The sequence below is a fragment of the Hyphomicrobium sp. genome (assembly GCF_035687085.1).
Classification (GTDB): Bacteria; Pseudomonadota; Alphaproteobacteria; order Rhizobiales; family Hyphomicrobiaceae; genus Hyphomicrobium_B.
Window position 1 is genome coordinate 66,615 of record NZ_DASRYS010000013.1, and the last position, 20,106, is coordinate 86,720.

The window sequence follows — 20,106 nt, forward strand, 5'->3', positions numbered from 1 at the left end:
CTTCAATTGCCGATACACCTGATGTGGAGAAAACAATGAACCTAGGGAGGCGTGACGCCCTTGGACCCGCCGTTGGGGCAATCGCAATGGTCCTTTCCTGGGGAGCGGTGGCGGCCGATGAACCGGCCGAAGACATCGTCGTTAAAACCAAAGCTGATATCGCGAGCACCAATCTGACGCCGCGCGATCTGGGCTCGCGCTACGGCCAAGCCCTGGGTGCCGTCGAACTGTGCACCGGCGCCAAGATCACGGAAAAGGCCTCCGCCCTCCCGGCCGTCTACTCAGGCGCGGAACTCGACGCCTTCAATGTGCAGCAAAAGAAAATCTACGATGCATGGCTGAGGGTAAAGCATTGCGTCCGCGAGGATGACCCGAACCAATGCAAGGTCATCATCGACGAAAGCTGCGCCGCGGTCCTGACGGAAATTGGGCCAAAAGGCACGGCCTTCCCGGGACTCATTGAATTTTCCAAACCCTGAGCCTTGGCGCCTCAAAAGCAGCACCGCTTCAAACTTGGCTAGCCGGATGCCGCCGATGATCCCGCTTCGACCGCGTCCTATGCTTGGCGCCGCAGCAGCAAGGTTAACGCCTGCCGCGGCCAGCCTTGCCACATTGATAAAAGGAAGTCCGAGCCTTAAGGCCTGCCTACAAACACGAAGGACGAAAATGGCCGATTTATCAGCATTGAAAGTGGGCTTGGAGGGCACGGCAAGCGCGCTCGTGACTGAGGAGCGGCTCGCAACAAACGTGGGCAGCGGCAACGTTCCCGTCTTCGCCAGCCCCATGCTTCTCGCCCTGATGGAAGCAGCCGCCGTCAACTGCCTCGAGGGCCATCTGCCTGAGGATTATCAGAGCCTAGGCGTGCAGCTCAACGTGGCGCATACTGCGCCCACGCCGATCGGCTTCACCGTCACAGCAAAGGCAACGCTGAAGGCGATTGAGGGACGCAAACTGACATTTGATGTCGTTGCAAACGACGGGGCCGAGCAAATCGGATCGGGGGTCCATACTCGCATTGTCGTTGACACGCCCCGGTTCATGGCGCGGCTGGCTGCCAAATCTCTGCCACGACCGTAGAGGAAGGCTCAGCATTCGTCGCGTCGAGTCATGCGCCGCATTTCTATTCGCCCAGCGGCAACACCACCGGAGTTACAGGCTAATGCGACTGCTGCCAGCTCTCATCATTCTCGCCGCCGCGCTGGCTGCCGCCGGATCCGCCGAAGCAGCCGAGACTTGCACCACGAAGGATTTTGCGGCGGCAATCGACCAGTCCGGAGCGAGCCTCAGAGCTTTGACGCTGGAAGCGCAGCCCAAACTCCAGGAGCGCATGCAGCGTTACCGGGCCGCGCTGAAGCTCAGCGAGACCGACTACGAAGAGGCGGCTCTCGACGCCATTCAGGATCCGGCGCTCGAAGAGTTCGATAAGAAGAGCAGCGCGCTGCTGTTGAAAGTGGATTCGCTAGGCCGCGTCCCGGAAGGCGTGCAACCCGATTGCGCCAAGCTTCGGGAAATGCGGGCCGCCGCCGAAGAACTCAATGGGGTGATCAAGGGCAAATCCGACCTCATGCTGAAACGACTGGACGAGAAGATCGCCCAGGCAGAACGTAGCGGCCAAGCTCCCAAGCCAGCGGCATCAGCCGCCGCTCCGGCAAAGCCCGCGACGCAAGCGCCGCCGCCTTCCCCGGCCGACGTCGCGAGCCAAAACCCAATACCGGCCACGCCGAAGGCAAAAAAGCCCGAAGCACCTCAGACTGTAACGAAAGCGCCGCTGCCCCCAGTGAACGACTGGGCCGCTAGTACGAAGCACGAGGCGACGCCCCCGCCGCCTGTCGTGGCGATGAAGCAACCCGACCACGGGACCGATGCCTACCCCCTGCCGCCCAATACGGCGCCGCCGCTTGAGCAGGGCTACACGATTGATGAAATCCGCGACGCGACGCAGGGCTTCTTCGGCACGATATCGACCAACCTCGCCAGCGTTATCGAACATGCCTTCAAGGAGTTCGGGCGCCCGACCGCTTACATTCTCGGTATTGAAGGTGGCGGCGCCTTTCTTGCTGGCCTTCGCTACGGCCAGGGAAGCCTATTCATGCGTTCGCAGTCGGGCATCAAGAAAGTCTATTGGCACGGCCCCTCCCTTGGCACGGACCTCGGAGCATCGGGCTCGCGGACGCTTTTCCTCATCTACAATATGAACGAACCCTCAGCGCTCTTCCGCAATTTCACCGGCATAGATGGCTCCGCCTATTTCGTCGGCGGCGTAGGACTGACGGTTCTCAAGGGTGGACCCGTCATCATGGCGCCAATCCGTTCCGGCGTCGGGATGCGTTTGGGCGCGAGCCTGGGCTACCTTGGCTTCACGGAAACCCCGACGTGGAACCCATTCTGAAAACCTCGGCGACCCAATAAAAAAAGGCCCGGAAATCCGGGCCTTTTCGTTTTCTCAACGCCGCAGCGGAAGTCATCCGAGGGCTAATAGGCGTATCCGTAAGTATTGGAATACTTTTTCGGTTTCGGTTGAGCCTTGTAGAGATACTCGCCGTTCTTGCGGCGATAGACCTTGGTCGGCACGCCATCGATCATGACGTAGCTGTAGCCCTTGTGATCCCGCTTTTTTATCGGCCGGGTATCGTAAGCGGAATCATCGCTCGCCCAGCTGTTGCCCCACAACCAATTGAATTGGCCGCCGCTTGCAACATTGTTTTTGCGCTCCCGCTCCTGGCGGCTCGCAACGGCGCCTTCGGAGCCCCAGTTCGGGCGGCCATGGACGCTGACCTTCGTCATCGTCAAACCGTGCCGCTGAACGAGATTGTAGAAGGTCTTGGCATTTGCCGGCGCAAGCCGGATGCAACCGTGTGATGCCGGTCTGCCGAGAGCAGACACGTGCGCCGTGCCATGCACAGCAACGCCGCCGTTGATGAAGACCGCGTGTGGCATCGGTGCGTTATCGTACTTACGCGAGTACCACATTTTCGCTGTCCACTGCGGACGGAAATTCCCCGTCGGCGTCGCATAGCGCGCCGTGCCGGAAGAAATCGGCCAGCTGTAACGAGGCTCGCCATTCACCGACACGGTCATCTTCTGGCGCGCCAGATCGATCGAAGCCATCAGCGTCGGTGGCGGCAATGGCTTCGGCGCAACGGCGACCGGCGCTGAGTTCTCTGACTTGGTCTCCGAAGCGGCTTTATCCGCATCGGAAGCCTTATTCCCATAGAATGTCGTGGTACCCGAAGGGGTCTCGGTCGTAGCAGGCGCCGCGGCAACCGGCTTTGTCTCGTCTTCTGACGGCGCAGCGAGCACCGGAATGGAATAAAAGGCGGCGAAAATCGCCGTCAACGCAAATGCCCGCAACATCTTGGCTCCCTACGCAATACGACTGCTTTGCCCGCCACGATAATATCCGGAATGATGCCGAACTGTTAAGAAAATTACGAATGGACGCCCGCATGGGCACAACCGAATTCCAATGCTTACGAAATTCTTGCCCAATCGCCTCGAGCATTCGCGCGTAATGCTCCGATTTTCCCCCCGCAACGGATTGAAGACAATTCTATCTAGGACCGCTTTTCCGATTTTTAAGTGGCCTTCATTTTTTTGTACGCATCGAGTGCCCGGGCGCGCGCACGGCCATGATCGACGATGGGAAACGGATAGGTCGTTCCGAGCACAACCCCATACTGCGCCAATTCATGAGCTTTTGCAGTCCAAGGCGCGTGAATTACGGCATCAGGCAATTGCGCAAGCTCTGGAACCCATCTCCGGACATAATTGCCGTGCGGATCGAATTTTTGGCCCTGCAGGATGGGATTGAAAATCCGGAAATAAGGCGCCGCATCGGCGCCACACCCGGCGACCCACTGCCAGCTCGCCGAGTTGTTCGCGAGATCCGCATCGACAAGCGTATCCCAGAACCACGCTTCACCCCTACTCCACGGAATGAGCAGATGCTTGATCAGAAACGACGCTGTGATCATCCGTGCCCGATTGTGCATATAGCCGGTCGCCCATAATTCCCGCATTCCGGCATCGACGACGGGATAACCCGTTTTGCCCCGCTGCCAGGCTGCAAGCTGCGCCGGATCATCGAGCCACGGCATGTCTGCAAACTCAGACTTGAGCGGCGCCTCGGGCAGCCGCGGAAATTGAACGAGCAGCGAATAGGAGAATTCTCGCCAGGCGAGTTCCCTCATGAAGGTCTCGATGGATTGATCGAGACCACCCTTTCCCCTCGCCGCTCCCGTTGCCGCTCTCCAGCATGCAGCAGGTGAAATTTCCCCGAACGCCAAATGCGGCGACAATCGCGAGGTTCCAGTCGCATCCAACCGGTTGCGATCCTCTTTGTAACCCGCAAGCTGCGATTTGAATCCGGCAAGCCGTGCGTGCGCACCGCTTTCGCCCGGCTGCCAAGCCTCCGCCAGACCACCTGACCAGTCGGGCTTGACCGGCAACAGCTCCCAGTCGCGCAAATCATCGGATTTTGGAGGTTGTGATGGAGAAGCAATCTGCTCCGGCGCTGCCAAGGCCCGCGGCACGTCCAAGCCATTGACGAAGGCACGCCAGAATGGCGTGAAGACCTGATAGGCGCCGTTCGTATGCGTGCGCACCTCTTCAGGTTCGCGAAGCAGCCGGCCGCCGTAGCGCTTGAAGGCAACGCCGCTCGTTTCGAGGCGAGATTTGAGTTCGTTTTCGAGCGCGACAGCCCAAGGCTCATAGCTGCGCGTGAAATAGACGGCTGTCGCGCCGCTCTCCTCCACGATCCGTGGCAGCTCCCGGAGAACGGCCCCGCGCCGCAGGATCAGCTGCCCGCCGCAGGTAGCGCTAGTATGGGCGAATGCGGCCAGGCTCTTCGCGAGCCACCATCGGGACGCGCCGCCGGGCGCCCACGGCCCAGGCGTCTCCTCATCCAAAATGTAGAGCGGGATAACGGGGGAGCCGGTTGCAACAGCGGCCTTGAGCGCTGGATGATCACGCAGGCGAAAGTCATTGCGAAACCAGACAATGACAGGTGCATCACCCATTGAAGCCGCGCTATCCCGCCGGTATCGGCGGCTCCTGCATCAATTACCGAACAGCATTTCGAAAATGGACTTTTGCTTCGGCCGGCGTTGCGGTCTCTGCTCCGCTCGCGGCATCGCATCGATGCCGAACGGCTGATCCCAAGACGCGCCCTCACCCGTCTGACTGGCACCGTAAGGCCGCCGCTGTCCGGCAACCGCAACATTGACAGGCCGGAGCTGATACTGATCAGTCGCGCCATCGACGCTGGCCACCATCAGGCTGTCACCGTCCCAGGTCCAAGTCGCCACCCGGCTGCCCTGCTTATGCGGCTCGATGGCTATGACTTTCGCCGCAGGGATGTCGATAATCGCCGCCAGCTCGACCTCCTCAGAGCCGCCGCCCTTGACCGGAACACGCCCGCCTGAAAAGTGCAGAATGCCGTAACTCGCGTAGGGCGGTTTCTGGATGTCCCACGCCAGCAGCCGCGGCTGACCCTCACCCGCCATTTCAAGCGGAACGCGGATTTGCGGATATTCGTCGCTCGTCGCGAAATAATCCTTCCCACGTTGGACGACGTGCCACTTCCCGAAATCCAGCGATTTCACCGCCTTGTCTTCGGCATCTTCAACGGAAGCGCCGAGCCGCTTCAGGGCATCGGCTGCGAAGCGCCAGCTCGGCCGCAGCTGCAGAACCCGGCGTAAATCCGTGATCGCCGTGTCGGCTTGCCCGGTCGCTTCCTCGATCTCGCCGCGCGCCCAGAGCGCCTCGGGCGACTTGGCATCGAGCTTGATGGCAGTCTGCACGTCTTTGGCGCCGATCTCGGGCTGGCCGTTCTGCTTGTAGACGAACGCCCGGAAAGCGAACGCAACGGGCGAGCGTGGATCGAGTTCAATCGCCCGGTTGAGATCGGCGTAGGCCTCATCCGCCGCCTCAGCTAAGCCGTTGGCAAGGCCGCGGCCCTCGTAGGCAGCGCTCGATTTGGCATCGAGTTCGATCGCGCGCGTGAAATCCTTGATCGCCGAAGCCGTATTGCCGTCGAGCAGATAGGCATAGCCGCGAACGATATAGAGTTCGCTGTTGCCAGCATCGAAGGCAACGGCGCGGGACAGATCTTCGATGGCCTCTTCACGCTGCCCAAGTGCCATTCGCGCTTCCGCCCGGTTGCGATATGCGGAAGCGAAGCGCGCGTCTGCATTCACCGCCCGCGAGAAGTCCCGAATTGCTGCGTGCGGCTTGCCCGCCGACAGATAAGCAAGGCCGCGTCCCGAAAGTGGCGGCGCGCTCGATGGCATCAGCTCGATGGCCTTGGTGAAATCGAGGATCGCTTCGCGCGTTTTGCCGGCTTTTATGCGCGCGTTGGCGCGGTTGGAATATGCCGCCGCATAGCCTGGCGCGAGGACGATGGCGCGATCGAAATCCTTCATCGCCTCGCCGTACTGACCAAGAGCCAGAAGCAGGTTGCCGCGATTGTTGTAGGCGACGGGATATTCGGGAAAAAGCTCGATGGCGCGATTGTAGTCTTCGAGCGCAAGCTTCGTTTCGCCGAGCCGTACATTGGCGACGCCGCGGTCATTGAGAATGGTCGCGCGCCGGTCGTTGGCGAGGCCCGTGTCCTTCAGCGCTTGGCTATAAGCTTCGACCGCTTTCGAGACGTCACCGCGCATGAGTTGAGCCGCGGCTTCCTCGACGGGCGACATCGGTGCGGGCCCCTCGGCGGCGAACGCCGGGCGCGTCGCAACTGGCCCCAAGGCGATAGGCGAGGCCAAGGCGATAAGCACCGGTGCAACGGAAAGAGCCCTTATCATTACCGTGAAGAGATCCCTGTTGGAGCCTTGAATCGCCATTCACATCTTACACAACCTAGCGTGCCATTGTGACCCTCGGGCAGACAACGGCCAAATCCGCCAAGCGGCTGTCCGCCCAATTGACGCATACGTAAATGCTGCTCAACGTGGCCAGAGTAAATTGCTCCGGAGACCCCCACCATGAACCTTTGGCTCAGGCTCATATGGGTTCTGCTGACGGCAAAGGGCCGTGGCCACCTTGATATACCGCGGGAAGCCTCCTCGCTGTTCTTCCGCGTCTGGCCGCACGATCTCGACATCTCGATCCATATGAACAACGGCCGCTATCTGACGATGATGGATCTCGGGCGCCTCGATTTCATGGTGCGCTCTGGCCTGTGGCGGCAAGTGCTGAACCACCGTTGGACCCCGATCGCCAGCGCCGTCACCATACGCTTCCAGCGCGAACTGCGACCGTTTCAGAAGTTCCGGCTCGAAACCCGCCTCCTCTGCTGGGACGAAGCGCTCGTCGTGATGGAGCAAACCTTCGTCATCGTTGGTGGCAAGCGTGACGGACAGGTCGCAGCACGCGCGTTATTCAAAGGCGGCCTCTATGACCGCAAAGAAAAGAAGTTCGTCGAAGTCTCCCGCTTGATGGCGCTCCTCGGCGTATACGAAGTGAGCCCGCCGTCCACGCCCGAGGTCGAAGCCTTCCTGCATGCCGATGATCGGCTGAAGCAGGTCGGCCGCGTGACCACCTAGCGCCGGGCAGCACTCTCCGAGGCCTCATGCAGCTTCCGCAGAATGCCGGGCAGGAGATCCGGCAGATCTTCGGCGATGAGACCGATGCCGAATGCGTCCGCACATTCCCCATGCAGCCACACCGCAGCTGCAGCCGCTTCGAAGGCCGGCATGTGCTGAGCAAGGAGCCCCGTCACAAAGCCCGCGAGCACATCGCCGGAACCCGCAGTTGCAAGCCATGGCGGCGCATTCGAATTGATGACGGCGCGACCGTCCGGCGCCGCAACGACCGTGTCCGTTCCCTTGAGAATGATGATCGCGCCGGATTGCGCCGCCGCCGTCCGCGCACGTTCGACCTTGGAGCCGGAAAGCTCGCCGAACAGCCGTTTGAACTCGCCCTCATGCGGCGTCATCACGGCCGGCGCTTTCCGCGCTTTGATGGCTTCGAACAGCGTGGCCGGCCGCAAGGGGCCGCGACCGCCGTTTCGCGCCAGAAAACCCATGCTCGCCTCGGCACGATCGCCGTTGTCCTCAGGATCCGCAAAGGAGGTCAGCGCGTCTGCGTCGAGCACGGTGGCGGCAGAAGATTTGAGAATAGCCAGAACGTCGGCAGCCGTTTCCGGGCCAATCGATGCGCCGGGACCGATGAGAACCGCATTTCGGCGCTCATCGCGCAGGAATTCCGACAACGCGGCAGCACCGGACACGGATCGCACCATGATGGATGTGATCTGCGTGGCGATGATCGCCGTGGCCGCCGCATTCCCGACCATCGTGACGACACCGGCGCCTACTCTTAGAGCGCCGCGTGCGCCAAGCCGGGCGGCACCCGTCTGCAGCGCCGGGCCCGAGACGATCACCGCGTGACCGCGGAGATATTTATGACCGCCATCCTTCGGCCAGTTGAAGTCGGAGAGCCACAGCACCGGCCCGTTCTCGTGCAGGCGCGGCTGCAAAGTTTCGAGCACCTTTTCGGGAATGCCGATGTCGGCGACCGTAACCTCGCCGCAAAGCTCTCGCCCCGGCATGAGAAGGTGACCGGGCTTCTTGCGGAAGAACGTAACGGTGCGGCGCGCTTTGATCGCCACGCCGCGGGGCTCCCCGCTTGCCCCATCAAGGCCGCTCGGGACGTCCACCGCGAGCACCGGCAGACCGCTGGCATTCACGGCTTCGACGAGCTCCGCAGCGTCGCCTTCAAGCGCACGCGACAGCCCCGCTCCGAAAAGAGCATCGATGACGAGATGCATGCTCTGCAGCGCATCGGGCGTCGCCGGCCGGATCGGCAGCGGCCAGCGGCGCGCCATTTCGGCGGCATCGCCTTTCAGCGCAGCTCGATCGCCAAGCAGAAAAACCCGCACGTCGAAGCCGTGGTCACGCAGGTGTCGTGCAGCAACGAAGCCGTCGCCGCCGTTGTTTCCCGGACCGCACAAAACGGCGATGCGCGTATCCGGACCGCGCGTCATCAGCGTCGCGACATCGGCGACGGCCTTCCCGGCCTTCGCCATCAGGTCGAGGCTCGCGATCCCTTGAGCCTCGGCGAGCCGATCTGCTTGCCCGGTCTCGGCGGGCGTCAACAACTCATTCATTGCGTGTTCCTGGAGGGAAGATGTTGTAATGACCAACCCGCGAGACTAGCGATGTAGGCCCTGCAATCGAATTGGGCAGAGACCTCGCCGGAAATTTTCACAACGGGCACGAATTTTAGGCTTATTAAGCAAACGGCGACGGCCTCCGAAGCCGCGATAACACGCTAAGTAGCTGAGAGGACAGGCGTTTTTCAAAAACGCCGCTGATGGCACGGCCTCTGCTAGCCTTCGGGCCACTGGGCGGGCGTGGGTTCTGAAACGACATGCTGTCCGCGATTTAAGGGGCGAAAATGAAAAAGATCGAAGCGATTATAAAGCCCTTCAAGCTCGATGAAGTAAAAGAAGCGCTACAAGAAATCGGCTTGCAAGGCATCACCGTCATCGAAGCCAAGGGGTTCGGACGCCAAAAAGGTCACACCGAGCTCTACCGGGGTGCCGAATACGTCGTCGACTTCCTGCCGAAGGTGAAGATCGAAGTCGTTCTGAGCGACGACATGCTGGACAAGGCCATCGAGTCCATCCAAAAGGCCGCGAAGACAGGCCGCATCGGCGACGGTAAGATCTTTATCTCGTCCATCGAAGACGCTATCCGCATCCGCACCGGTGAATCCGGCCGTGATGCCATCTGATAAGAAAGACCTATAAAAAAAGCTGGCCGCGCCTGACCTGGCCTTTGTTGGCCCAATGATCCGGCATGCGTGAGCCCCAACGAGACATCTGGACAGGGGAGTGTCTATGAAAACCGCAAATGATGTCCTGAAGTTTATCAAGGACAAGGAAGCCAAGTTCGTGGACTTTCGGTTCACGGACACCAAAGGCAAGATGCAGCACGTCACCGCCGACGTGAGCTGCGTCGACGAAGCCATGTTCACCGACGGTTACGCCTTCGACGGTTCTTCGATCGCCGGCTGGAAGTCGATCGAAGCCTCCGACATGACGCTGATGCCCGACCCGGCAACGGCCCATATCGATCCGTTCTTCGCGCAGACGACGGTTGCTATCTTCTGCGACGTGCTGGAACCCTCCACGGGCCAGCCCTACGAGCGCGACCCGCGTTCGATCGCCAAGAAGGCCGAGGCCTACATGATGTCGCTTGGAATTGGCGACAAAGTGTACTTCGGACCGGAAGCCGAATTCTTCATCTTCGATGACGTGCGCTTCTCGACCGACATGTACTCGGTCGGCTTCGAGGTCGACTCCGGCGAACTGCCCTCGAACTCGGGCGCCGACGTCGAGACGGGCAACCTCGGTCACCGCCCCCGCGTGAAAGGTGGCTACTTCCCCGTTCCCCCGATCGACAGCGCCCAGGACATCCGTTCTGAAATGCTGTCCGTTCTGTCGGAAATGGGCGTCGCCGTCGAAAAGCATCACCACGAAGTTGCCGCCGCTCAACACGAGCTCGGCGTCAAGTTCGGCCCGATGATCACGATGGCCGACCACATGCAGGTCTATAAGTACGTCGTGCACAACGTCGCCCAGGCCTACGGCAAAACGGCAACGTTCATGCCCAAGCCCGTCTATGGCGACAACGGTTCCGGCATGCACGTCCACCAGTCGATCTGGAAGGGCAACACGCCGATGTTCGCCGGCGACAAGTACGCTGATCTCTCGCAGATCTGCCTGTACTACATCGGCGGCATCCTGAAGCACGCGAAGGCCATCAACGCTTTCACCAACCCGCTGACGAACTCGTACAAGCGCTTGGTGCCAGGCTTCGAAGCGCCGGTTCTGCTGGCTTACTCTGCGCGTAACCGCTCCGCATCGTGCCGTATTCCGCACGTCACGAGCCCGAAGGCGAAGCGCATTGAAGTCCGCTTCCCGGATCCGGGTGCGAACCCCTACCTCGCCTTCACGGCGATGCTGATGGCCGGCCTCGACGGCATTCAGAACAAGATCGATCCGGGCCCGGCGATGGACAAGAACCTCTACGACTTGCCGCCGGCCGAGCTTGCCAAGATCCCGACGGTCGCCGCTTCGCTGCGCGAAGCTCTCGACAGCCTCGACAAGGATCGTGACTTCCTCAAAGCAGGCGGCGTCATGAACGACGACATGATCGATGCCTACATCGCGCTGCGCATGGAAGAGAACATGCGCTACGAGATGACCCCGCATCCGGTCGAGTACGACATGTACTACTCGGTCTGACGTTCAACAGATCGGTTTCGAATACGAGAAGGCGGCTTGCAAAGGCCGCCTTTTTTGCTGCCCGCTCAGTAGAAGAACAGCACGGCGCCGCAGGCCGCGATCAGCGTGTAATAGAAAAACTTCTGCTCGCGCACGAGGAACCACGTCACGATACGGCGCGGAATGTCGGCCCAGTTGCAGCGGCCGGCAGCGCCGAGCGACAAGCCGAGCACCAGCCCGATGATCAGCGAGTTGAACTCCAATGCCTGGATGAGCGACCGCACGCTCTCGGGAAGATGATCGGAGAACCAGGGCGCCAGCGCAAAGAAAGCAGCCGCCGTCATCGCGCCGAACGCGAGCACGGAGAAGAACGACAAGATGGACCGCACGATCATGGCCGGCTCGGAAACAAGATCCGCTACGTTGAACCTTGCCCGAGCCTAACGCTTAAGACGCAAATAAACGATTAACCATGATGTGAGCCATCACTGCTCGCGGCGGCGCTCCACACGGTTGAAATAGAGCATCCCCGCACCAGACAGGACCATGATTGCGACAACCACGGCAACGAAGCCGTGGACGGCGTGATCCGTCATCGCAACACCCGCAAAGACCGGACCGATGAGGCCGCCGCATTGGTAGAGGATGATGAAGGCGGCGTTGGCGGCGGTGAGATCAGCACCCGTGACGCGCTCGCCGATGATGGCAAGGCCCACCGCATAGAACCCCAGAATGACGCCGCCGATGAGAAACGCCGTCGCCAATCCAGCGAACGTGTTGTTCAGCACAAAGGGCAGCGCCAGCGTCAAGAGAATGAAGCTGACCACGCAGCCTATCATCACGGCGAAGCGGGACACGACGTCCGATAGCCAGCCGAGAGGATATTGAAGGAGGACCCCGCCCACCGTTGTGGTGGTGAGCATGGCGAGCGCCATTTGTTCGGACCATCCGCCGGCGAGCGCCACATTGGGGATCAACGAAAGAATGGTGATTTCGGAAAATCCGCCGATGAAAGCGCCGATCATCGACACGGGAGAGAGCCGCATCGCGGCGGCAACGCCACCCGTTTTGCTGTGGGCCATGGGTGGTGCGAGCCGCCGTCCCCAGACGATGGGCAACACCGACAGCGCTGTCACAAGGGCAGCGGCCAGAAACGGCCAAGGCCAAACAATTCCGAGACCTTGGAGAAGTATCGGGCCGACCGCATAGCCGGAGAAGAAAAGGACCGCGTAGAGGGCAATGACGCGGCCTCGGGATTCTTCACGCGCGATCAGATTGATCCACGTCTCCCCGGCCAGCCACGGAATGGCAAATCCGCCACTCATCAGAACGCGAATAACAAGCCAAGCCCAGGGCTGTTCGAAAAGTCCGAGCGCAAGGAAGCCTAAGGCACCGACCATGCACCCGACGACGATGGCCTGGACCGACCCAAGCTTGTCGATCAAATAAGGTGCAATTGGCAGAGCCAGAAGAATAGCCAGTGGCGGCGCCGCACCGGCGAGCCCGATCATCCAGCTGGGCTGCCCCCAGAGTTCGAACGTGAGCGAGGTGAGCGGAAAGCCGATGCCGAACGAAATGCCGATGCCGAAGGACGTCGAGCATACAGCCGCGAGACTGAGCATTCTCTCGCGAGCGGTGAATTGGCTGGCAACGGTTGACGACATTCCGTGCGGTTCCCTTGTATTTCAACAGTGTTGGAATAAGACTTGACTTAGCGGGGCGCAAGCGCAATTTCAACAATGATGAAAAAGAAACATAGCCGCGGGCAGAGAGGTCTCATCGAAGCCGACCTCGTTCACGCATCGCTTCTGGAAGTCGAGCGCAACGGCCTCGAGGGCTTCGGGCTTCGATGCGCCGCGCGCGCCATCGGCTGCGACGTGGCGACTTTGAGCTATCGCTTCGGCTCCAAGGAGGGTCTGGAACGGGCCATCGCGGATCGCCTGCATGAGGAAGTGTCGCCTCCCGAGTTGCAGGTGAAGTGGCAGGCCCGTTTGCAGGCGATGGCGAAATCCTACCGTCAGGTCGCCAAGCGTTATCCCAATGCCTTCCCGCTATTGCTCCGCTTCTGGACCACGGGACCGCGCGACCTTCAGATCGCCGAAGCCTGGCATCAGGCGCTTTACGATGCGGGCCTGCGGGAAGCCGACATTCCGGCGGTCGGATGCGCCACCTACGCCGCCGTGCTCGGCGTGTGCGCGGGCGAAACCGGCGGCTTGCTCGACAAGCCCAGCGCCGAAGTCATCAAAGAAGTCGAAGAGCAGACGGATCTGCCGCTCACGAAAGAGCTGATGCCGACGTTCGCAACCCTTGGCGAGGACGACGTATTCGAGGCCGCGATCAACATTCTGATCTCCGGCATCGAAGCGCAGGTGCACGCCAACCCCGCCCCATTCGCTAATCACGCGTGAACCGAGGCCAGCACGTCCGCCAGCGCTGAGGCGAAGAGGTCGAGATCTTCTTTTCGCCCGCACGACACGCGGATGAACTGCTCTAGCCCCTTCACGACGGGTTTTCTCACGAAAATGTCACGTTCCAGAAGGCCCGCCAGCACACGCGCAGCGAATGGGCCGTCGGCTCCGCAATCGATCGCAACGAAACTTGCAGCCGACGGAAGCGACGAAAGACCGTTGGCAGCGGCGATCGCAGCAATCCGCGTGCGCGCGATTGCAATCTGCGCCACGGCCTGACGCAGGTAAGCCTGATCGAGCAGCGCCGCACGGGCTCCAAGCTGACCGACGCGGTTGATGCCGTAGTGATTGCGGACTTTGTCGAAGGCTTCGATCGTGCTCCGCTCGCCGAGCGCGTAGCCAATGCGCGCCCCCGCCAAGCCGTAGGCCTTTGAGAAGGTCCGGTATCGGATCACTTGGCTGTTCGATACGTCGATGGCCGGAGATGTCGGCTCGGGCGCCGTGTCGCAATAGGCCTCATCGAGAATGAGCAGCGTCTCTGGCGGCAGCGCGGCAATGAATTCCTCAACATCACTCGCGCCCCACCACGTTCCCATCGGGCTATTGGGATTGGATACGTAGATCAGCGGCGCGCCGGTTTCCTTCGCCGTCTCGATGAGACGGGGCACATCCTCGCGAAAGCCGCGCATCGGAACCGCATGCACCTTCCCGCCATGGGCCAGAACATGGAAATTGAAAGTGGGATACGCGCCGTCGGTCGTCACGACGCTCTTGCCGGGCGTCAGAAAGAGCGAGCACGTAAGCCCCAACAGACCATCTATCCCTTCGCCGACAACCACGCACTCCATCGGCACGTTATGATGTGCGGCGATAGCCGCACGCAGTTCATAATTTTCCGGATCGGAGTATCGCCAGTTTTCCGCTGCGGCATCCCGCATGACGGCAACGGCGCTAGGCGATGCGCCGAACACGCTTTCGTTCGCGCCAAGCCGCGCCCGAAACGGCCGCCCGCGCACGCGTTCCATCGCTTCCGGACCGACGAAAGGCACAAGTTTCGGCAGGCCTGCAACCGTGGGCGTGAAAGGAGGACGTGACATCGATGGACCCTGCACTGCTTGGCGTTTAGATGAGACCGAGGTCGGCAAGCTTCTTGCGCATGTCTGCCGGCATGGACGCGATCTGATTGCCCTTGCCTTGGGCCATATCGGCAGGCGCATCGTCGTGCGCGAGATATCGCCAGCCCTGGAACGCACGCCGCGGCGTCGGCCGCACAGGAATGAGTTCCGGCGCAAGAAGAAGAAGGCAGCACGGAGAACCGTCGTCCTTGGTCCCCTCCTCAAATCCGGCAAGCTGCTGCCGGACTAGGATCACGCCCTTCATCACCCAATAAAGCGACCCGCCGTCGAGCAGCTCAGCCTGGCGTTTCGGCGATTGAAATGTGCGATGATAAACATAGCTGTTGCCGTCCCGCGCCTTATAGCGGCGATGACCTGACTGCCAGGCGGCCAGATCTTCGATCGATTGGGCGCCGACGCACAGTTTGACGAGGTGCAGAGTCATGCGCAGCGTTTTGCATCAGCACAGCCGCGACGGCAACCCGCTCTCCACATGAAGATCACGGCTGGGCGACACAGCTTCCGGCATACTGAGCAAAGACTGGCTGGCCAAATAGGCCGAAGTGGCGGGAATGGACGGCGGGATATTTGCCAGTCGCGGCGTCCCGGTCATAAATAGTCGTGAGATTCAGAAAGCCTTCGTTGACCACCTCGAGGAAATGGTTGGCGTTGATCGCACGCACGATTTTGAGATCGGCGCCCCCTTGCCCATCGATGATGAGCGATGCCGACTGATGGTCGAGATCGATGCTGCCGATTTCGAGCTTCAGTTCCGAGGGCGGCTCTGACCGGTACTTACCCTCTTCATAGGTCCAAGCGTAACCCTTGGCGAAATCGCAAATGAAATGGGTTGGTCCATTGTCTTGGCCCTCTTCATGAGCGACGGCCGGCGGACTTGCCGTCAGCACGGCCGCAAGAGCCACGATTGCTGCCCACGTCCGGCAATTCAGCATTTCAAAATCCCGTTTCAAAGATGGCCCCCAACCGCGTGATCTCGCGAGCCGGCGTGAACCGGCGATCCGGTCTGCGGCCCGCTCACCTGTACCAGCGGTTTGCCTTCAGACTGCCGCGGATATGTTATGGGCTGATACACGAACCATTATGGCGACTGGCGATGCGATCAACAGCACTATTCACCCTGCTCTGTTTGGCGGCTGCCCTGCCCTCAGCGGCCTTCGCAAAGAAGCCGAAGCCGGATACGCCCGACGACAAACTCAATTGCAAACAGATTTCGGGGCGGATGCAAGTGCGCATTCTGCAATTGCGCGATTTCGACAGCAACAATCAGGCCTCGGGCCTCGCGCGCGGCATACAGGCCGGTATGGCGGCGACTTTCGGCAATCAGGCACACGGGATCGACCCGCAAGGCGCCCACGCGGCCGATATCCAGTGGCTGCAGGCCCACAACCAACGGCTCGTGACGATGGGTTGCAAAAGCTACGATCTGCAGAAAGAGCTGCAGGAGAAGGACCCGCATCAGACGCCGGTACCGACCGTCCCCGCTCCCAAAAAGAAGAAGACACCGGCTGCGGCATCCCCCACCGCCACACCCGCGCCATAACGGCCCGGGTGCGGTCGCGATCGGCTGACCATGACGGCAATAGCCGTTAAGATAGTCGCATGACCGAGCCCAACACGTCCGCTTCTTCTGTCGTGCCCGAAACGACCGTTCCCTGGCCGCCCCTGCTGCTGGCAGTCGTGGCCGTTCTGGCCTGGGCGCTGACAGTCTGGGCTCCGCTACCGTGGACCGGAACGGATGACTCCCCGGCCCGCTGGCTGGGCTGGGCTTTTGGCATCCTCGGTCTGCTGCTGATCGTCTTCGCGATGAGAGCCCTTGTTCAGCATCGAACGACGATTATGCCGAACAAGACACCGACAACGCTCGTGACCACGGGCCCCTACGTTCGCTTCCGCAACCCTATCTATCTTGGCGAAGTCCTGCTGCTCCTTTATGCAGCCGAGATCACGAAATCGCTCTGGTTTGTAGCGGCGGCAGCCGTATTCGCTGTTCTCGTGACGGCGCTCCAGATCATTCCGGAGGAACGCCGCCTGGAAGCGATCTTCGGCGACGCCTACAGAGACTATAAATCCCGCACCCGGCGCTGGATTTGATATTTCACCGCCATGAGCAGCGACCTCGCCGAAAAGGAACGTGAATTTATAGCGGGTCTCGCCGAAGACACGGGCCGCGATCTTGCGGGCTGGATGGCGGCCATCGCGGAAAGCGGCCACAGCCAACGCAACGACATCATCGATTGGCTGCGCCACCAGGGCTTCCAGTTCCAGTGGGCCTCGTGGCTGGAGCGCATCCATCACAACGATGGCCGCCTCATCTATGCCGAGGACAGCAGCCGGCCCCTCCCTTCGAGCCGCAGGCCCGCACCGAGAGACATGAGCGACGAGCCGCCCGCGCGCGCTCGCCCCTTCAGCAACTGGAAGCCGCAGCAACCCGCTTCGCCGCCACCTCAAGCGGGCGGCACGGGCGGTGATTCAATCCAACATCTCCTGAGCGAAGCCAAAGGCTTGCGGCCCCTTGCCGAGCATGTGATCCGCGAGATCAGGCGTGCCGTACCCGGCACGGAAACCTCAGCAAGTGGCGTCTTCATCATGATGTCGGCGCCAAATCCGTTCGCGGCCCTGCATACCGCCCCGCAGAAATTGCGGCTCTACGCGAACTTCGGCCCCGCTGGCGCCAAGCGCAGCAAACCTGCCGAACCCGCAAGTAAGACCGCCGCGCCCTTTCGCGAAATGCTGGTGTTGAATGACGTCCGCTTGATCGATGAGGACTTTCTGCGGCTCATCCAGGCGGCGGCTGCGCGCTAGGATCACCGCATCCGTTTAGATTGCATCTACCGTGAACGGACGGCACCATTGATTTGCCGGAATTTTCGCGCCATTGCGGCTGTGGAGGCGTCGATGTCGGCAAAGCAGGGACCCGCAGGGGCTCGATATCTCGCGGTTATTTTGATGATGGCGTTGTCGGCCGGTGCTCAGGCGCAGACCGCCAAGCGCGATGCCATAGCCGATTGGCTGAAGAAGGTCGAAGGCAAACCCGCAGCAGACGCTGCCGCAAACGCGATCGATCCGACCAAGAAGCCGTCGACGCCCGCTGAGCCGCCGCCCCCCGAAATTGCGGATCCGCGCGACGGCGATCAGCAGTACGAGCAGGCCAAAGCGCTGATGGCAGCCATCGACTCAATCCTGCGCGATGCGGCCACGACGCGCGTGGGCGCAAGCAAACTGCCAAGCCGTGACGAGTACATCATCCCGCCCTTCTGGAAGGAGACGCGCGAAGATCGCAACGCCAAGGTCAGTAACCTCTTGGACGCCGCGCTTGCCATCGTCACCGATGCGCCCGTCGTCGACGTGCAAAAGCGGCTCGAGACCTTGCGCCACAACATCCGCGAACTCGAGGACGCCAACGTCAAGCTGAAGGAAAAGCAGCTCATCGCGCCGACAGAGGCGACGCTGCCCGGCATCCTGAATGACACGATCGCCTCGATCGAAGATCAGATCACCGAGAACAAAAAGCGCATCGAAGCCAACCGCGTCGAGATCAAGAATCAAAAAGCCGAAATCGCCGCCGCATTGAAAAACTCCGGCATCGAGCTTGCTCCGGATCAGCTTGATCTCTTGCTCGACAGCGTCCTCTCAGGCGACCTCGTCCGGCTTGTTGCCGTGTTCAACGCGGCCAAGACAATTGACGCCCAGCTGGCAAAACTCATCGGCACGACCGGCGACAACATGGAAGCGGCCCGGCGCTACTTCGCCATGCACGCCGCGCTTTTCGCGATGCTCGTGCAGGCCCAGGACGCCACGATCACCAAAATAGACACTCAGTACCTGCCCAAGCTCGAGGCCATCATCGCCGACATAGCCGCGGCACGAGCGCGAACGGCTGAGCTGATGAAGGCCGAAAACCGCCCGGACCAGCAGCGAGCCTTGGAATCCAATCGCGCAAGCCAGCAGGTCGCCGACGAAGCGGCAAAGGCCTACCGGCGCTATCTGCAGCAACAGCGCGAACAAATCGCCGGCGCGCGCCTCAAGGCGACGCACGATCTCAAGATCGCCGACAACACCTACGAGACCGTCGAAGCCAGCGTGCAGCTCCGAAATCTGATTCGGGAAAGCTCGACATCCTTTGAAGCCATCCAGAAGCTCGAGGCGCCGAGTTTCGACCAAATCTTCAAAAGCGAAGAGTTGCGCAGGGAATTCGAAGACTTGACGCGCAAGCTCGACGTTCCGGCGAGCTGAAAACCTTGTGTAACCGGAGGCTGAGGCTTCTGTTTCCGTGCCGCATCGACTATGTTCCTGCTCGGACTATTACGTAGTCCCATGATCAGGCATGCAATGGCATTCTCCGGCAGAATTAGAGAGAGCGCAGCGGCGACGAAGACTTTCGCGCAGCTACGTATCGATAGACGGGTGCTGTCGACACCGACGCGCACCATCGCAATTTCCAACATTTCGACGGTGAGTGTCGGCGCGCACGTCATTCCGAGGCCGGTAGGTCTCTTCTGGCTGCTCGCGGCCTTGTTTCTCGTCATGACCTTGGGTTCGATGCGGCCCGACTTCTCTTGGGGGCCCTTGGCTCCGACAGGAGCAACGGTCGTTCTGGGTTTCATCGCTCTTGGCTTTGCCGGCTTGGCCATTCGTCCTGAAGACAAAACGCACTATCTGCTGATCTCGACCAACGATGGAACGCTGTCGCGCTTCGCCGCGCCCGACCGCACGATCCTCGACGAAGTGCGCAGCATCCTCACCGAGAAGATCAACCGCAACGACGAGAACATGACGTTCAACGTCAACTTCGAACGCGGCCAGATAGATCAACTCGGAGGCGCGCAAGGTGGCGGCCATCAGTCCAACCAGCCACACGTGACGACTGGAGGGCACGGAGCGCAGCCGGGCGCCAGCGGCAACACGCTTGATCGCAATCCTCAAACTGCGGGCCAACGGCCGCGACAGCCCGCGGAGCACGCAGGCCCGGCGCCCCGTCAGCCTCAACCGCAACCGCAGCAACACCCGCAGCAGCAGCCGCAACGCGCCCAGCCTTCATTGGCATCGGCTCTGAACGGCGCCGCCAGCTCGGCCCCCGCCGCGGACTCGTTCATCGATTACACGGGCGTCCTGCCCGCCATTGTCGAAATGCACCGCTTCTACGCGCGGCAGGCGGGCACCCAGCATCTCGAACAGCGTCTGTCCGAACTCGAGTTGCTTATGCGCGCGGGCACCCCGACCGCGGCGCAGAAAGCGCGGCTGCGCGAACTATCGGGTGAGATGTCGCAGATCCTTGGCGCCTATCCGCAGGCCGTCGAGCTCTTCGATCACATCAACAGCCTCGTCTGAC

Annotated in this window: 21 protein-coding genes; 12 read left to right on the forward strand and 9 right to left on the reverse strand. The window is 61.1% G+C overall.

Features of this window, described 5'->3' with window-relative positions:
* Nucleotides 1–35 precede the first annotated feature (35 nt).
* The 3 genes from VFG26_RS11040 (at nt 36) to VFG26_RS11050 (ending at nt 2,389) form a co-directional block, all read left to right on the forward strand.
* Nucleotides 36–479, forward strand: coding sequence for a hypothetical protein (locus tag VFG26_RS11040; protein WP_325025212.1), 444 nt, complete (start codon nt 36–38; stop codon nt 477–479).
* 187 nt (nt 480–666) lie between these two features.
* Nucleotides 667–1,077 carry a thioesterase family protein gene (locus VFG26_RS11045; RefSeq protein WP_325025214.1) on the forward strand — a complete coding sequence of 137 codons (411 nt, stop codon included), beginning with the start codon at nt 667–669 and terminating at the stop codon, nt 1,075–1,077.
* Nucleotides 1,078–1,159: 82 nt separating this feature from the next.
* Nucleotides 1,160–2,389 (forward strand): DUF1134 domain-containing protein, encoded by a 1,230-nt coding sequence (locus tag VFG26_RS11050; RefSeq protein WP_325025216.1) that lies wholly within the window; start codon nt 1,160–1,162, stop codon nt 2,387–2,389.
* Nucleotides 2,390–2,472: 83 nt separating this feature from the next.
* On the opposite strand, the gene VFG26_RS11055 is transcribed toward VFG26_RS11050, so the two are convergent.
* The 3 genes from VFG26_RS11055 to VFG26_RS11065 form a co-directional block, all read right to left on the reverse strand.
* On the reverse strand, nt 2,473–3,354 hold the full coding sequence (locus tag VFG26_RS11055; protein ID WP_325025218.1) for a L,D-transpeptidase: 882 nt from the start codon (nt 3,352–3,354) through the stop codon (nt 2,473–2,475).
* Between the two features lie 221 nt (nt 3,355–3,575).
* Nucleotides 3,576–5,018, reverse strand: a complete 1,443-nt coding sequence (locus tag VFG26_RS11060; RefSeq protein ID WP_325025219.1) for a deoxyribodipyrimidine photo-lyase — start codon at nt 5,016–5,018, stop codon at nt 3,576–3,578.
* Nucleotides 5,019–5,057: 39 nt separating this feature from the next.
* A complete protein-coding gene (locus VFG26_RS11065) occupies nt 5,058–6,842 on the reverse strand; it encodes a tetratricopeptide repeat protein (RefSeq protein WP_325025221.1) in 1,785 nt (594 codons plus the stop codon).
* Between the two features lie 141 nt (nt 6,843–6,983).
* Here VFG26_RS11065 and VFG26_RS11070 point away from each other — a divergent pair, with 141 nt between their 5' ends.
* The gene (locus tag VFG26_RS11070; RefSeq protein ID WP_325025223.1) at nt 6,984–7,544 is read left to right on the forward strand and encodes a thioesterase family protein; all 561 of its coding nucleotides are present in this window, start codon (nt 6,984–6,986) and stop codon (nt 7,542–7,544) included.
* On the opposite strand, the gene VFG26_RS11075 is transcribed toward VFG26_RS11070, so the two are convergent.
* The gene (locus VFG26_RS11075; RefSeq protein WP_325025225.1) at nt 7,541–9,109 is read right to left on the reverse strand and encodes an NAD(P)H-hydrate dehydratase; all 1,569 of its coding nucleotides are present in this window, start codon (nt 9,107–9,109) and stop codon (nt 7,541–7,543) included. The two genes, VFG26_RS11070 and VFG26_RS11075, sit on opposite strands and share 4 nt — an antisense overlap.
* Nucleotides 9,110–9,399: 290 nt before the next feature.
* Here VFG26_RS11075 and VFG26_RS11080 point away from each other — a divergent pair, with 290 nt between their 5' ends.
* Nucleotides 9,400–9,738 carry a P-II family nitrogen regulator gene (locus tag VFG26_RS11080; RefSeq protein ID WP_290978897.1) on the forward strand — a complete coding sequence of 113 codons (339 nt, stop codon included), beginning with the start codon at nt 9,400–9,402 and terminating at the stop codon, nt 9,736–9,738.
* A gap of 106 nt (nt 9,739–9,844) precedes the next feature.
* Entirely contained in the window at nt 9,845–11,254 is a 1,410-nt protein-coding gene (gene glnA / locus VFG26_RS11085; protein ID WP_325025231.1) for a type I glutamate--ammonia ligase, read from the forward strand.
* 65 nt (nt 11,255–11,319) lie between these two features.
* Here glnA and VFG26_RS11090 read toward each other — a convergent pair whose 3' ends face one another.
* A complete protein-coding gene (locus VFG26_RS11090) occupies nt 11,320–11,628 on the reverse strand; it encodes a hypothetical protein (protein WP_325025233.1) in 309 nt (102 codons plus the stop codon).
* A gap of 90 nt (nt 11,629–11,718) precedes the next feature.
* Entirely contained in the window at nt 11,719–12,897 is a 1,179-nt protein-coding gene (locus tag VFG26_RS11095) for an MFS transporter (protein WP_325025235.1), read from the reverse strand.
* A 75-nt stretch (nt 12,898–12,972) separates the two neighbouring features.
* On the opposite strand from VFG26_RS11095, the gene VFG26_RS11100 reads away from it, so the two are divergent.
* The gene (locus VFG26_RS11100; RefSeq protein ID WP_325025237.1) at nt 12,973–13,641 is read left to right on the forward strand and encodes a TetR/AcrR family transcriptional regulator C-terminal domain-containing protein; all 669 of its coding nucleotides are present in this window, start codon (nt 12,973–12,975) and stop codon (nt 13,639–13,641) included.
* Here VFG26_RS11100 and VFG26_RS11105 read toward each other — a convergent pair.
* Genes VFG26_RS11105 through VFG26_RS11115 form a run of 3 tightly spaced genes read right to left on the reverse strand, consistent with a single transcriptional unit; the run spans nt 13,632 to nt 15,727 of the window.
* The gene (locus VFG26_RS11105; RefSeq protein ID WP_325025239.1) at nt 13,632–14,738 is read right to left on the reverse strand and encodes a pyridoxal phosphate-dependent aminotransferase; all 1,107 of its coding nucleotides are present in this window, start codon (nt 14,736–14,738) and stop codon (nt 13,632–13,634) included. The genes VFG26_RS11100 and VFG26_RS11105 overlap by 10 nt on opposite strands.
* Nucleotides 14,739–14,763: 25 nt before the next feature.
* The gene (locus tag VFG26_RS11110; protein WP_325025241.1) at nt 14,764–15,201 is read right to left on the reverse strand and encodes a DUF1489 domain-containing protein; all 438 of its coding nucleotides are present in this window, start codon (nt 15,199–15,201) and stop codon (nt 14,764–14,766) included.
* Nucleotides 15,202–15,256: 55 nt separating this feature from the next.
* A complete protein-coding gene (locus VFG26_RS11115; protein ID WP_325025243.1) occupies nt 15,257–15,727 on the reverse strand; it encodes a hypothetical protein in 471 nt (156 codons plus the stop codon).
* A gap of 143 nt (nt 15,728–15,870) precedes the next feature.
* Between VFG26_RS11115 and VFG26_RS11120 the strand changes: the two genes are divergently transcribed.
* From VFG26_RS11120 to VFG26_RS11140, 5 genes are all read left to right on the forward strand, one after another.
* Nucleotides 15,871–16,317: a hypothetical protein gene (locus VFG26_RS11120; RefSeq protein WP_325025245.1), complete on the forward strand. Its 447-nt coding sequence runs from the start codon at nt 15,871–15,873 to the stop codon at nt 16,315–16,317.
* Nucleotides 16,318–16,376: 59 nt separating this feature from the next.
* Nucleotides 16,377–16,868 carry an isoprenylcysteine carboxylmethyltransferase family protein gene (locus tag VFG26_RS11125; RefSeq protein ID WP_325025247.1) on the forward strand — a complete coding sequence of 164 codons (492 nt, stop codon included), beginning with the start codon at nt 16,377–16,379 and terminating at the stop codon, nt 16,866–16,868.
* A 12-nt stretch (nt 16,869–16,880) separates the two neighbouring features.
* Complete coding sequence (locus tag VFG26_RS11130; RefSeq protein WP_325025249.1) at nt 16,881–17,579, forward strand: hypothetical protein; 699 nt, start codon at nt 16,881–16,883, stop codon at nt 17,577–17,579.
* A 93-nt stretch (nt 17,580–17,672) separates the two neighbouring features.
* Nucleotides 17,673–19,010: a hypothetical protein gene (locus tag VFG26_RS11135; RefSeq protein WP_325025251.1), complete on the forward strand. Its 1,338-nt coding sequence runs from the start codon at nt 17,673–17,675 to the stop codon at nt 19,008–19,010.
* Between the two features lie 171 nt (nt 19,011–19,181).
* The gene (locus VFG26_RS11140) at nt 19,182–20,105 is read left to right on the forward strand and encodes a hypothetical protein (protein ID WP_414653281.1); all 924 of its coding nucleotides are present in this window, start codon (nt 19,182–19,184) and stop codon (nt 20,103–20,105) included.
* The last annotated feature ends 1 nt before the right edge of the window (nt 20,106 follow it).

What these genes read in the sequence shown, in the direction of transcription:
- VFG26_RS11040 (WP_325025212.1), top strand. Translation starts at nt 36, where the DNA reads ATGAACCTAGGGAGGCGTGACGCCCTTGGACCCGCCGTTGGGGCAATC.
- VFG26_RS11045 (WP_325025214.1), top strand. Translation starts at nt 667, where the DNA reads ATGGCCGATTTATCAGCATTGAAAGTGGGCTTGGAGGGCACGGCAAGC.
- VFG26_RS11050 (WP_325025216.1), top strand. Translation starts at nt 1,160, where the DNA reads ATGCGACTGCTGCCAGCTCTCATCATTCTCGCCGCCGCGCTGGCTGCC.
- VFG26_RS11055 (WP_325025218.1), bottom strand. Translation starts at nt 3,354, where the DNA reads ATGTTGCGGGCATTTGCGTTGACGGCGATTTTCGCCGCCTTTTATTCC.
- VFG26_RS11060 (WP_325025219.1), bottom strand. Translation starts at nt 5,018, where the DNA reads ATGGGTGATGCACCTGTCATTGTCTGGTTTCGCAATGACTTTCGCCTG.
- VFG26_RS11065 (WP_325025221.1), bottom strand. Translation starts at nt 6,842, where the DNA reads ATGGCGATTCAAGGCTCCAACAGGGATCTCTTCACGGTAATGATAAGG.
- VFG26_RS11070 (WP_325025223.1), top strand. Translation starts at nt 6,984, where the DNA reads ATGAACCTTTGGCTCAGGCTCATATGGGTTCTGCTGACGGCAAAGGGC.
- VFG26_RS11075 (WP_325025225.1), bottom strand. Translation starts at nt 9,109, where the DNA reads ATGAATGAGTTGTTGACGCCCGCCGAGACCGGGCAAGCAGATCGGCTC.
- VFG26_RS11080 (WP_290978897.1), top strand. Translation starts at nt 9,400, where the DNA reads ATGAAAAAGATCGAAGCGATTATAAAGCCCTTCAAGCTCGATGAAGTA.
- glnA (WP_325025231.1), top strand. Translation starts at nt 9,845, where the DNA reads ATGAAAACCGCAAATGATGTCCTGAAGTTTATCAAGGACAAGGAAGCC.
- VFG26_RS11090 (WP_325025233.1), bottom strand. Translation starts at nt 11,628, where the DNA reads ATGATCGTGCGGTCCATCTTGTCGTTCTTCTCCGTGCTCGCGTTCGGC.
- VFG26_RS11095 (WP_325025235.1), bottom strand. Translation starts at nt 12,897, where the DNA reads ATGTCGTCAACCGTTGCCAGCCAATTCACCGCTCGCGAGAGAATGCTC.
- VFG26_RS11100 (WP_325025237.1), top strand. Translation starts at nt 12,973, where the DNA reads ATGATGAAAAAGAAACATAGCCGCGGGCAGAGAGGTCTCATCGAAGCC.
- VFG26_RS11105 (WP_325025239.1), bottom strand. Translation starts at nt 14,738, where the DNA reads ATGTCACGTCCTCCTTTCACGCCCACGGTTGCAGGCCTGCCGAAACTT.
- VFG26_RS11110 (WP_325025241.1), bottom strand. Translation starts at nt 15,201, where the DNA reads ATGACTCTGCACCTCGTCAAACTGTGCGTCGGCGCCCAATCGATCGAA.
- VFG26_RS11120 (WP_325025245.1), top strand. Translation starts at nt 15,871, where the DNA reads ATGCGATCAACAGCACTATTCACCCTGCTCTGTTTGGCGGCTGCCCTG.
- VFG26_RS11125 (WP_325025247.1), top strand. Translation starts at nt 16,377, where the DNA reads ATGACCGAGCCCAACACGTCCGCTTCTTCTGTCGTGCCCGAAACGACC.
- VFG26_RS11130 (WP_325025249.1), top strand. Translation starts at nt 16,881, where the DNA reads ATGAGCAGCGACCTCGCCGAAAAGGAACGTGAATTTATAGCGGGTCTC.
- VFG26_RS11135 (WP_325025251.1), top strand. Translation starts at nt 17,673, where the DNA reads ATGTCGGCAAAGCAGGGACCCGCAGGGGCTCGATATCTCGCGGTTATT.